Origin of the sequence: Macellibacteroides fermentans (genome assembly GCF_013409575.1) — a bacterium.
Lineage (GTDB): Bacteria > Bacteroidota > Bacteroidia > Bacteroidales > Tannerellaceae > Macellibacteroides > Macellibacteroides fermentans.
In genome coordinates this window covers 1,039,387-1,052,287 of the sequence record NZ_JACCCY010000001.1, presented here as the reverse complement: position 1 = coordinate 1,052,287, position 12,901 = coordinate 1,039,387, and the positions used below count along the sequence as shown (strand labels likewise).

The window sequence follows — 12,901 nt, the reverse complement described above, 5'->3', positions numbered from 1 at the left end:
AATTATTTAGAAGTCCAACCCCATAGGGTTGTGACATTACCAATTATTATCCTGAATAAAATACCATTATGTATGAAACTAACAGTTCTAATGTTGTTTCTTTCTATCGGATTGATTCAAGCCACAAGTAGCTACGGGCAATCAACTACGTTATCATTGGAGGTAACCAATGCAACCGTACAGGATGTATTGGATAAGATTGAGTCTCAATCAGACTTCCATTTCTTTTATAACAACAAACAGATTAATACCAAGCGGGTTGTTTCCATCAAGAAAACCAAAGAGAATGTATTTGTAATTCTGAATGAGTTGTTTGATGGAACCGATGTGTCTTATCAGGTTATGGATAAGAATATTATTTTATCCAACACAAAAAAAGCCGATAAGGCTCAAGTGCTGCCACAAGCAGGTAACCGGGTTACAGGTGTTGTATCAGACGCTTCAGGGGAACCTATTATCGGAGCAAATGTCTTTGAGAAGGGATCAACAACCAATGGTACCATCACGGATATTGATGGACGGTTTACATTGGAAATTCCTTCCAATGGATCGTTGGTAGTCTCTTACATTGGTTATCAGACACAAACAGTTTCTGTTGCCAACCGTAAGGATATCAAAATTCAGATGAAGGAAGATTCCGAATTGATTGAAGAGGTGGTAGTTGTAGGTTATGGTTCTCAGAAAAAGGCGAACCTTACCGGAGCAGTTTCTAATATTAATGTTAGCGATGCATTGCAGAATCGTCCAATAGCCGACGTAGGTAGAGGTTTGCAAGGAGCTTCTTCTGGTCTTTCAGTTATTGTTCCAAGTGGTGAAATTGGTTCTGACCCGTTAATTAAAATTCGTGGACAAATCGGTTCAATTCAGGGAGGTTCTTCTCCGTTAATCCTGTTGGATAACGTTGAGATTCCTAGTATTCAAATGGTTAACCCAGATGATATTGAAACAATTTCAGTTCTTAAAGACGCTGCATCATCTTCAATTTATGGTGCAAAGGCTGCCTTTGGTGTAATTTTGATTACTACTAAGAAAGGTGCTAAGACAGAAAGTGTTAATATCAGCTATTCAAACAATTTCTCCTGGCAAAATGTAGCAAAAGACATGCGCATGGGAGATGTGGATGCAATGGAATATACTGTAAACGCCTTCGAAAGAGTGGGAAGCACTTATGTAGGCGCATTAAACTGGTATGTTACCCGCGAAAGCTGGGAAAAAGCTAAAGCGTGGAAAGAACAATATGGAAGTACAATTGGTGCTGATGATCCTATGACTTATGGTCGTGATTGGGAATTTGATGCAGCTACCAATAGAAAATATGGTTACAGAACGTACGATCCGTATGATTATATGATTCGTGAATGGGCTCCATCTCAGACCCACAATTTATCGCTGAATGGCAAGAGCGGCAAAACGTCTTATAATATCGGTTTGGGCTATTTGAATCAGAATGGTATGATGAAGCCAGCCAAGAAAGACGACTTTACCAGATACAATGCATCAATAAGATTAAGCACTGAATTGAATAAATATGTAACCGTTCGCGGAGGTTTATTGTATTCAAAAAGAGATAAGCGCTATCCGTATGTAACCAACGCAACGACAGCCGACCCATGGTTATACCTTTATCGTTGGGGACCGACTATGCCTATCGGTTACGATGATCAGGGAGTTGCATTAAGAGGGCCAGCATCTGAATCAAGTCAGGCAAATACGGCGAATATACTTAATAACTATACCAATATTAATATTGGGGCGACAATCAATATTACAAAAGATTGGACAGTCGATGCCGATTATACCTATGCTAATGAAGGCGAGACTACGACTCGTCCGGGTACACGCTATTCTGCCGGTAATACATGGGCAGTTCCAACCAAACGATTGGATGAGGCTGGTAAGCAGGTATATGTTAATGCTGCCGGACAATTGGTTGATGCATCTACTCCCGGAGCTCTTGCTGCCTATGAATTTGCAAATATTGAATATACCGGTAAAGGGTCAAATCCAGACCATATTTATCGTAAAGAATATGGAACCAAACGTAGTACATTGAACGCGTTTACAACCTATAACCTTTCTTTGAATGATATCCATTCATTTAAGTTTATGGGAGGTATCAACCGGGTTACATTTGATGAAACAATGAGTTCGGCTCTTAGAACACAGTTGATCGATATTAACAACCCTCAGTTTTCACTTGCAAATGGAGCGATGACTACCGATGGTGGTAACTGGTGGGAAGCTCAGCTTGGGTATTTCGGACGTGTAAACTATACTCTGTACGACAGATATTTACTCGAGGCCAACATTCGTTACGACGGAACTTCTAAATTCCCTAATCAGTTGAGATGGCGTTGGTATCCTTCATTCTCTGCCGGATGGCGTGCCAGTGAGGAGGCATTCATGGAATGGGCAAAACCGATGTTAAGTACGTTGAAATTCAGAGGATCATGGGGATCAATCGGAGACCAGACTGTTCCAAATAATTTGTATGTGCCAACCATGAATAGCTTTGACTCTTCCTGGTTAAGTTCAGGAGGCACTAAATTCTATGGTTTTAATGCTCCTGCGGCGGTTGCCAGATCTATTTCATGGCAAAACATCGAAACATTAGACTTAGGTTTGGATTTACGTGTCCTCGACAATAAGTTGGGAATGACATTCGACTGGTATCGTCGTGACACAAAAGACATGATTATTCCCGGAACTCCGGTTGCAGATACCTATGGAACTACATCTCCAAAACAGAATTTTGGAGCACTTAGAACCAATGGTTGGGAAATTTCTATCGACTTCAATCATCGCTTCGAAAGTGGATTGGGAATCAATGCTACGTTGAATGTGTCTGACGCTGTTACAAAAGTGACGGATTACCTCACCGATGTTGAATCAGTTAAAGAGAATGAATGGTATAAAGGTAAAACTTACGGAGAAATCTGGGGATACCGTACAGACAGATTATATCAGATGGATGACTTCGAGCTTGATGCAAACGGTAAACCATATAAGATTGTATTGTCAAAAGAGGAAAGTGCTAAATATGCTGGTAAAACAGTTTATAAGCTGAAATCAAAGAACGGAGAAAAACCAGTTTATCAACCTTATCTTCAGAACAGTTCAACCTTCTTCTTTGGCCCGGGCGATGTTAAGTTTGTTGATCTGAATGGCGACGGAGAACTGAATAACGGTACCAGCACTGTTAAAGATCATGGTGACCTGGAAGTTATCGGAAATACAACACCACGTTACGAGTATAGCTTGCGTTTAGGTGCCGATTATAAAGGTTTTGATGTATCAATATTCTTCCAGGGAGTTGGTAAGCGCGAAATTTGGGGAGGTGGATCTTTAGCTATCCCAGGATTTAATACTGCCGACGGTGCAATGCCGCAAGCATTTGCAGGCGATTTCTGGCGCGAAGATCGCACCAATGCTTTCTATCCTCGTCCTTGGAATATGGGTGGTTCTAACTCGGGTAACAACCTGCAGGTACAGTCACGCTACTTGTTGGATATGTCTTATTTAAGAGTTAAAAATATGACTGTAGGTTACACCTTGCCTTCAGCGCTGTTAAAGAAAGCCTATATCAACAATGCCAGAGTGTATGTTTCGTTGGAAAACTTCTTGACATTCGACAATTTGAATGATCTGCCAATCGATCCAGAATCGATTTCCGGTTATTCAATGTATAATAGTACCAACTATAATCTTGGAAGAACTGGTACAGGTACACCAACATTTAAGAGTGTTTCATTTGGTCTGCAATTAGGATTTTAAATTCGGTAAATTATGAAAAAATATATTATAACATTACTTTCTGCGGCATGTATATCGGTCGGTTTCTCTGGTTGTAATGACGATGTTCTAGATCGTCCGCAACTTACCGAAATGAATGATGATAATTTCTGGACAGGAGCTGAAAACCTCCGCATGTATGCAAATCAGTATTATACAAATTATTTTGTAGGGTACAACTCGGCCTGGGGAGTCGATTATGCTCCACTGAGAGGATACACATTTAGCGATGACTTTACCACAGTCGGTGTACAGTCAAACTTTGAAACAAATGTTCCTGCTTCTAAAACAAGCAGTGCCTGGATGACTCAGTATCAAGGTCCGTCATGGTATTTCGGCAGAGTGCGCTCTATCAATATCTTCATTGATCGTATTGAAACAAAAACGAAACCGAAGCTGACTGACGAAGAATATCGTCATTGGATGGGTATAGCCCGATTCTTCAGAGGATTGGAATACAGTGGACTGGTAGGTTCATTTGGAGATATCCCTTACTATGATCATGTCTTGGCCGAAGACGATTTACAGGAGATGTACAAAGACCGTACCCCTCGTGGTGAGGTAATGGATAAAGTATACGATGACTTCAAGTATGCTTTTGCAAATGTTCGTCTTAATGATGGGGATCAGTATGCGAACCGTTACGTTGTGGCTTCTTTCATCGCAAGATGGATGCTTTTTGAAGGAACATGGCAAAAATATCATAAAGCAGATAATACACGGGCTAAGAAATATCTTGAGTTCGCAGTCGAGGCTGCTCAATACGTAATGAGTAGCGGTAAGTATGATATTGTTACCGATTTTAGATCTCTTTTCGGTTCGGATGATTTGAAAGGTAATAAGGATTGTATCATGTACAGACATTATGATGCTGCTCAATCCATTACTCACAGTGTTGCATCATATTCGAATGTTGAAGAAAGTCAGACAACCGCACCCAACTTGTCGTTGGCAAAAGCATTTATTTGCAACGATGGCAAGGTGTACCAGAATTCAACATTGCCTGATGCTGATAAATTGGATGTTGCAAGTATGGTAAAAACACGTGACCCGCGTTTTGAAGCAACCTTCTGGGATAAACCGGTCGGTAATTCATCCACACTGTTGTATGCATGTAAATTTATCAGTCGCGAAGGTCCGTCCAATACAACATTGGATAAGTACAAGAGCAATACAAACACCAATGACTATCCGGTGATGCGTTATGCCGAAGTATTGTTAAACTGGATTGAGGCCAAAGCAGAATTGGCTACTTTAGGTGGTGCAGCTGTTACACAGGCAGATCTTGACTTGTCTGTAAACAAGATAAGAAACAGACCTTTGGATAAAGTTGCCATAGATAAGGGGGTAACTAAAACAGCCCCGATGAAACTGGCTGCGCTTCCGGAAGATCCTGCCCGTGATGCAGATGTATCTGCACTGATTTGGGAAATCCGTCGCGAACGTCGTATGGAATTTGTTTTCGAACATTCACGTCTGTTGGATATCAAACGTTGGAAGAAAATCGAGTATATGAATTGTACTAAGTACAGCGATAACCTTAAAGGTCCGTGGATTAATTTCAAAACCGATCTTCCTTCATTCTTAAAAGATTCTAACAAAGGAAAGCTCAAGGTTACGAAAAGAGATGGAACAGTGGTGGTATACAATGGTACTAACGGAGACGATATGGTAGGCTTCTACAATGTTGAGAATGCTTCGGATCGTCAGGCGTTTACCGATCGTGTTTATCTTTCACCTGTTGGACAGGGACAAATTGATGCTTATGCAGAAAAAGGATTCACGTTGTCTCAGAACCCTGGATGGACAAATTAACAATAGATATAGATCTTAATAGTATGTAAAAAGGCGGGGGGTAGTCACTCCAGAAGAGGCTACCCCCTTTTTATAACTTTCCACAAAGTTGTTGAATCATGAATAGAATAATAGTAACCATTGTTTTTTGTATAGGATGGATGGTCTGCTGTGCACAGACAAAGCCTGTAGCAGTCGGTGCAGAAGCTACCAATGAGTATTTTCCTTTGTTAAAGGGCAAGCGTATCGCTGTATTATCCAATCATACAGGCATGGTCGGAAATGAACATCTGGTGGATTTGTTGAAACGTAAAGATTTTAATGTAGTTTGTATTTTTTCTCCTGAACATGGCTTCAGAGGGAATGCAGATGCCGGCGAACATGTATCGAGTTCGGTGGATGAGAAAACCGGGATTCCCATTCTTTCTCTTTATGACGGAGATACCGGAAAACCATCTGTAAAATCAATGTCTCTGTTTGATGTATTGGTATTTGACCTGCAGGATGTAGGCTTACGATTTTATACCTATTATGCTACCATGGTACGTATGATGGATGCCTGTGCAGAGTCGCAGAAAAAAATGATAATTCTTGACCGGCCTAATCCGAACGGACACTATGTAGATGGTCCGATTCTGGATATGAAGTATAAGTCGGGTGTGGGCTGGCTGCCTATTCCGGTTGTTCATGGAATGACGTTAGGAGAACTGGCAATGATGGTGAATGGCGAAAAATGGCTTCCGGAAGGACGTATTTGCGACATATCCGTAATCAAGTGTAAAAATTATACCCACCAGACCATGTATCAGTTACCCATTCCTCCTTCACCCAATCTACCCACTATGAAGGCGGTTTACATGTATCCTTCCACCTGTTACTTTGAAGCTACACCGGTAAGTCTGGGAAGAGGAACCGACAAACCGTTTTTGGTATACGGACACCCCAATATGCTTTCCTATTCTTTTAGTTTTACTCCCCGAAGTATTCCCGGAGCAAAGAATCCTCCGCAGCTCAACAAAATTTGTTATGGAGTAGATTTAAGTAACCTTTCCGATTCTGATATATGGAAAAAAGGTGTAGATTTGACCTACCTGATTGATGCTTATACCAACTTGAATATGGGAGATCATTTTTTCAGATCTTTCTTTGAGAAGCTTATAGGTGTAAGTTACGTCAGAGAGATGATAAAAGATGGATGTTCTGCTGATGAAATTAAGAAAAAGTGGTCGGATGATGTTGAAAAATTCAAAAAGCAGCGAGCGCCTTATCTTTTATATCAAGAGTAATCGGACTAATTAAATTCTAATATCATTTAAATCTAACACAATGACTCCATTTCTTGTATTGGCTACGATTGCTGTCTATTTTATTGTATTATTTGCAATCTCATGGCTGGCCGGCAGACATGCCGATAACCAAGGTTTCTTTATTGGAAACAGAAAATCTTCGTGGTATGTTGTTGCCTTTGCAATGATCGGTTCCAGTATTTCGGGAGTGACTTTTATTTCGGTACCCGGCTGGGTGGCGGTAAATAACTTTTCTTACTTACAAATGGTGCTCGGCTTTATTGCCGGAACCTTGTTGATTGCTTATGCTTTAATTCCTTTGTTTTATAAACTCAAGGTGGTTTCTATCTATGAATATCTTGAAAACCGCTTTGGCATCTCCACCTATAAAACAGGAGCATGGTTCTTTTTTATTTCCAAAATGTTAGGAGCCTCCGTCCGGTTGTTCCTGGTTTGTGTCGTGTTACAGTTGCTGGTATTCGACCCCATACACCTTCCATTTATACTGAACGTATTTTTTACGGTTGCGTTGGTTTGGCTTTACACATTCAACGGTGGAGTAAAGGTCCTGATCTGGACAGACACATTAAAAACCTGCTGCCTTATTATCTCTGTTGTTCTTTGTATAACTTTCATCGCATCCGATCTGCAGTTGGATTTCATGGGAATGGTTAGAGCCGTTACTGATAATGATTATTCCAAGGTGTTTTTCTTCGACGAAGTGAATGACAAACGATTCTTCTGGAAACAATTTCTGGCTGGAGTATTCACTGTTATAGCCATGACCGGATTGGATCAGGATATGATGCAACGGAATCTGAGCTGTAAGAATCCGGCCGATTCTCAAAAGAATATGGTTACCAGCGTTATCTTTCAATTTATCGTGATTGCCATGTTTCTCATGTTGGGAGTCCTTCTCTACATATATGTTCAGGCTAAAAATATTGCACTCCCTGCAAAATCAGACGAATTATTTCCGATGATCGCCACGCAGGGATATTTCCCAACAATTGTGGGGATCTTGTTTATCGTAGGGTTGATCTCTTCAGCCTATTCGGCTGCCGGTTCAGCTTTAACGGCGCTGACCACCTCTTTTACGGTCGACATATTAGGTACTCTAAAGAAACATACCGACGAAGAGGCAGCCAGATCAAGAAAAAAAGTCCATATCGGGATGGCGTTTGTCATGGGGCTGGTTATCGTCGTTGTAAACGCACTCAACAATACCAGTGTTATCGATGCCGTCTACATTCTGGCCAGTTATACATACGGACCCATTCTCGGATTGTTCGCGTTCGGTATCTTTACAAAAAAGGCTGTGAAGGACAAGTATATTCCCCTGGTTGCTATTCTTTCCCCCCTGTTTTGTCTGATGGTGGATTTGAATTCGGAAAAATGGTTTAACGGGTATTCATTCAGTTATGAACTGCTTATCATCAATGCCCTGTTCACGTTTGTCGGACTTTGTTTATTTATTAAAAAAGGAAAAGTACAACCATGAAAAAGAATATTTGTCATAGCTTGATCCTGTTACTGCTGGTTAGCATCGGATCTTTAACTGCGCAGAATGGATCTTTGGCAACCCGGCAGTCCATCGCCCGTTTTCTTAATTCGCATGTGTCGGGTGAGCTGGCTATAGGAAAGATTACGGTAGATTCGCTTACCATCCTCGATAAAGCAAAAAAGGTCCGGGTGGTTGCCTCTGTAAACTGTTCGTATATTCCCTTTACACAACAACGTGTTGAGGTTGTCTATGATTCGATCCGGAATATTCTTCCTTCGTCCTATGCCAGTTATAAAGTGGAATTGGTGACCGATAATCAACCCATCGAAAATCTGGTTACCGGTCAATCCAGAAAATATACTTTCCGCAATAAAGTGGACAAACCTTTAGTTACTGCGTTGTCTAAACCATTTAAAGCAGAAAAAGGATTACGTAACAAACATATAGCCCTTTGGCAAAGTCACGGTTTTTATTTTGAACAAAAATTAAACCGTTGGGAGTGGCAACGGGCCCGTATTTTTCAAACGGTAGAAGATTTATATACACAAAGCTATGTACTTCCATTCCTGGTACCCATGCTCGAAAATGCAGGCGCCAATGTCTTGTTGCCCAGAGAAAGAGATACGCAGACACTTGAAGTGATTGTAGATAACGACAAAGCGACCCATTCATCCGTTTACAAAGAGATTCAGGGAGACAAGCCCTGGTCGGTCGGATTTGGTAAAGGGTTTGCGATGCTGAAAGATCAGTATATTGAGACTGATAACCCGTTTCAGGACGGTACATTCCGGCAAACGGTTACCCGTAAGAAAGGAAAAGAGAGCCTGGCCGAATGGATTCCTTTCTTATCAAAAGCAGGTAGGTATGCTGTATATGTATCTTACAAGACTTTACCGGAAAGCACCGAAGATGCCTTATATACGGTCTACCATAAGGGCGGAAAGAGCCAGTTCCGTGTGAACCAGCAAATGGGAGGCGGCACCTGGATATACCTGGGGCATTTCATGTTCGACCAAGGAATGAACGAGTCTTGTAAGGTTCAACTCTCCAATCTTTCGTCTAAAAACAACCGTATTGTTACGGCAGACGGTGTGAAAATAGGAGGCGGATATGGTACCATTGCACGTAAAGTGAACAATTCGGGTATCGTATCGGAGAACACGAAAAGCTCCGACAACTCCGGACCGAAAGTGCTTCAGAGTCAGCTTTCCATACCTTATCAATACGAAGTGAGCGGCTATCCCCGCTTTACCGAAGGCGCCCGGTATTGGTTGCAGTATGCAGGCTTTCCGGACACGGTATATACACAAAGCAAAGGGGTAAACGACTATACGGATGATTATAAGAGCAGAGGCGTCTGGGTGAATTATCTTTCGGGAGGTTCAAGCGTTGCACCAAAAGAAAAAGGGCTAAATATTCCGGTTGATCTGGCTTTTGCGTTCCATACAGATGCCGGGACTACCCTGAATGATTCTATTATCGGAACGTTGGGTATCTTCTTTACCAAGGAGGGAGACGAAACCTTCGGGAATAAGGCTTCGCGTTATGTTTCAAGAGATCTGACGGATTTGATCCAGACAGAAATTGTGAAGGATATCCGCAGCCTGTACGAGCCTGCCTGGTCGAGAAGAGGTATGTGGAACCAGTCCTATTTTGAGGCACGTACCCCCAGAGTCCCCACCATGCTGCTGGAGCTGCTCTCGCATCAGAATTTTGCGGATATGCGTTACGGACTCGATCCTCGTTTCCGCTTTACGGTAAGTCGGGCTATCTATAAAGGGATGCTTAAATTTATCGCCTTGCAGTACAACCAGCCCTTTGTGGTTCAACCCTTGCCTGTCGACCATTTCAATGTCCGTTTTACAGGTGCCGAAGAGGTGGAGCTTGGCTGGCAGGCCGTCCGCGATTCGCTGGAGCCTACCGCTGTGGCCAACAAATATATACTATATACGCGTAAGGGTGACGCCGATTTCGATAACGGAGTGGTGGTTACATCCAATAAGATCAGGCTGCATCAGGAGCCCGGGATTATCTATAGCTATAAAGTGACCGCTCTGAATGAGGGAGGGGAGAGTTTCCCATCCGAAGTTCTTTCGGCGTGCCGTGTAAAAGATGAGAAAGGGGTGGTGCTGGTCGTTAATGGGTTCGACCGGGTAAGCGGACCGGCCGACTTTGTCGCGGATAGTATCGCAGGGTTCTACGATCCCAAAGATCATGGCGTCCCCTACTTGAACGATATCAGTTTTATTGGAAGTCAGTATGAATTCCGTCGTTCCAAACCTTGGACCGACGATGATGCTCCTGGCTTTGGAGCCAGCCGTGCAAACTACGAAACTAAGGTGATTGCCGGAAACAGCTTCGATTATCCTGCTTTGCACGGACAGTCTATCGTAAAGGCCGGGTATTCATTCGTATCCTCCAGTGATGAATCTGTAGGATCCGGCAAGGTTAATCTAACGGAATACCCAGTTGTAGACCTGATTCTGGGCAAAGAACGTCAGACCCAAATAGGTCGTGGCGTATTTGATTCTCAGTTTAAGACATTTCCTGCCGAGATGCAACAAACCATCACCGCCTATTGCAATCAGGGAGGTAATGTGCTTGTAAGCGGAGCCTACGTGGGAACCGATCTATGGGACAACGGTGAGGTGAACGTACAGGATCTGGATTTCGCAAAGAAAGTACTTAAATATAACTGGCGTACCGGACAGGCTTCTGTAACCGGCGAAGTTAAAAGTGTACAGTCTCCTTTCCGGATGATTTCAGGCCACTATGTGTTTTACAACGAGTTGAACGAGCATTCGTATGTGGTGGAGTCGCCCGACGCAATCGAACCTGCCGATCCGGCCTGCTTTACTATTTATCGATACAGCGAAAACAATCTGAGTGCAGGTGTTGCCTATAAAGGAAAATATAAAACCTGCGTATTGGGTTTCCCTATCGAGACCCTTAAGTCGGACGAGCAACGTGATAAACTGATGGCAGACATTTTACTTTTTATGTCGTCCAAATAACATATTGAAATAGAAAATAGTAGTATAGATTATAAAACTGAATTGAAATGAAAAGAATTAACTGCTTTGTACCGTTCCAGGATGCTGCACAGGTTGCACACACGGTTAAAGGACTGAAAGAATCGGATTTGGTATCCAAAATATATTTATTAGCAACCGAAACAGTATCGGATGCTCCGGAAGGTTGTACGGTTGTTCCTGTACAATCGCTGAATTCCACCGATGCTGTCCGTAAAATAGCTGCGCTTGCGGATGCCGACTATACCATGCTGTATACAAAGTATACTTCGCTGGAGTTAGGTATGTTCGCACTAGAGCGTATGTTGCATATTGCAGATGATTCGGCTGCCGGAATGGTGTATGCCGACCATTATATCGTAACCAACAGAACTGCCAAAAATAATCCCGTTATTTCTTACCAGCAGGGAAGTCTGCGCGACGACTTTAATTTCGGGTCTGTCCTCATCTATAATACCAGTGTATTGAAAGAGGCTGTGGCGCAGATGACTGCCGATTACCAGTTTGCCGGACTTTACGACTTGCGACTCAAAGCCTCTCAGAAAGCATCCCTGGTTCACATCAACGAATATCTTTATTCGGAAGCAGAGCAGGATACACGTAAAAGCGGCGAAAAGATCTTCGACTATGTGGATCCTAAAAATCGGGCCGTGCAGATCGAGATGGAAGAGGCCTGTACGCAACACCTTAAGGCCATCGGCGGATACCTGGCTCCGGAATTCAGACAAATTGAATTCAATGCAGGCGACTTTGAATTTGAGGCGTCCGTAATCATCCCGGTCAGAAACCGTATCCGTACCATTAAAGATGCCATACGCTCGGTCCTGAATCAGAAGACTACCTTCAAATTCAACCTCATTGTGATTGATAATTATTCCACCGACGGAACTTCCGAAGCGATCGACGAATTTGCTTCAGACTCCCGTTTGATCCATCTGATTCCGGAACGGAAAGATCTGGGTATCGGAGGTTGCTGGAATGCCGGGGTACATCATCCCATGTGCGGTAAATTTGCCGTGCAGCTGGACAGCGACGATGTTTACAGCGACGAGAACACCCTGCAAAAGATGGTCAACGCCTTCTACGAACAGAACTGTGCCATGGTGGTAGGTACCTATATGATGACCGATTTCAATATGAACATGATTGCACCGGGTATTATCGATCACAAAGAGTGGACACCCGAAAATGGCCGTAACAATGCCCTGCGTATCAATGGACTGGGAGCGCCACGTGCTTTCTATACCCCCGTTCTCCGGGAGATAAAGGTGCCAAACACCAGCTATGGCGAAGATTATGCACTGGGACTAAACTTCTCCCGTCACTATCAGATCGGCCGTGTGTACGACGTCGTATATATGTGCCGCCGATGGGAAGATAATTCCGATGCATCGCTGGATGTAGTAAAGATGAATGGACATAATACCTACAAGGATCGTATCCGTACGTGGGAATTACAGGCCCGTATTGCGTTGAACAACCGAAAATAACAA

The 12,901-nt window shown here is 42.9% G+C and carries 6 protein-coding genes; all 6 read left to right on the top strand.

The annotated features are described in order from the left end of the window. Window positions 1-342: 342 nt before the first annotated feature. The 6 genes from F5613_RS04430 to F5613_RS04405 all read left to right on the top strand — a co-directional run bounded on the left by F5613_RS04430 (window position 343) and on the right by F5613_RS04405 (window position 12,898). Window positions 343-3,774, top strand: a complete 3,432-nt coding sequence (locus tag F5613_RS04430) for a SusC/RagA family TonB-linked outer membrane protein (RefSeq protein ID WP_179398956.1) — start codon at window positions 343-345, stop codon at window positions 3,772-3,774. A gap of 12 nt (window positions 3,775-3,786) precedes the next feature. After that, window positions 3,787-5,607, top strand: a complete 1,821-nt coding sequence (locus tag F5613_RS04425) for a RagB/SusD family nutrient uptake outer membrane protein (protein ID WP_179398818.1) — start codon at window positions 3,787-3,789, stop codon at window positions 5,605-5,607. Between the two features lie 140 nt (window positions 5,608-5,747). Next, window positions 5,748-6,872: an exo-beta-N-acetylmuramidase NamZ family protein gene (locus tag F5613_RS04420; RefSeq protein ID WP_394333154.1), complete on the top strand. Its 1,125-nt coding sequence runs from the start codon at window positions 5,748-5,750 to the stop codon at window positions 6,870-6,872. 40 nt (window positions 6,873-6,912) lie between these two features. Next, window positions 6,913-8,373, top strand: a complete 1,461-nt coding sequence (locus tag F5613_RS04415) for a sodium:solute symporter (RefSeq protein ID WP_179398817.1) — start codon at window positions 6,913-6,915, stop codon at window positions 8,371-8,373. Continuing rightward, window positions 8,370-11,390: a golvesin C-terminal-like domain-containing protein gene (locus F5613_RS04410; RefSeq protein ID WP_246303333.1), complete on the top strand. Its 3,021-nt coding sequence runs from the start codon at window positions 8,370-8,372 to the stop codon at window positions 11,388-11,390. The genes F5613_RS04415 and F5613_RS04410 overlap by 4 nt, the downstream gene beginning before the upstream one ends. Before the next feature lie 47 nt (window positions 11,391-11,437). Further along, window positions 11,438-12,898 (top strand): glycosyltransferase family 2 protein, encoded by a 1,461-nt coding sequence (locus F5613_RS04405; protein WP_179398816.1) that lies wholly within the window; start codon window positions 11,438-11,440, stop codon window positions 12,896-12,898. Window positions 12,899-12,901: the final 3 nt, after the last annotated feature.

Excerpts from the sequence above, each read along its gene's own strand:
- F5613_RS04415 (WP_179398817.1), top strand. The coding sequence starts at position 6,913 with ATGACTCCATTTCTTGTATTGGCTACGATTGCTGTCTATTTTATTGTA.
- F5613_RS04430 (WP_179398956.1), top strand. The coding sequence starts at position 343 with ATGGATAAGAATATTATTTTATCCAACACAAAAAAAGCCGATAAGGCT.
- F5613_RS04420 (WP_394333154.1), top strand. The coding sequence starts at position 5,748 with ATGGTCTGCTGTGCACAGACAAAGCCTGTAGCAGTCGGTGCAGAAGCT.
- F5613_RS04410 (WP_246303333.1), top strand. The coding sequence starts at position 8,370 with ATGAAAAAGAATATTTGTCATAGCTTGATCCTGTTACTGCTGGTTAGC.
- F5613_RS04425 (WP_179398818.1), top strand. The coding sequence starts at position 3,787 with ATGAAAAAATATATTATAACATTACTTTCTGCGGCATGTATATCGGTC.
- F5613_RS04405 (WP_179398816.1), top strand. The coding sequence starts at position 11,438 with ATGAAAAGAATTAACTGCTTTGTACCGTTCCAGGATGCTGCACAGGTT.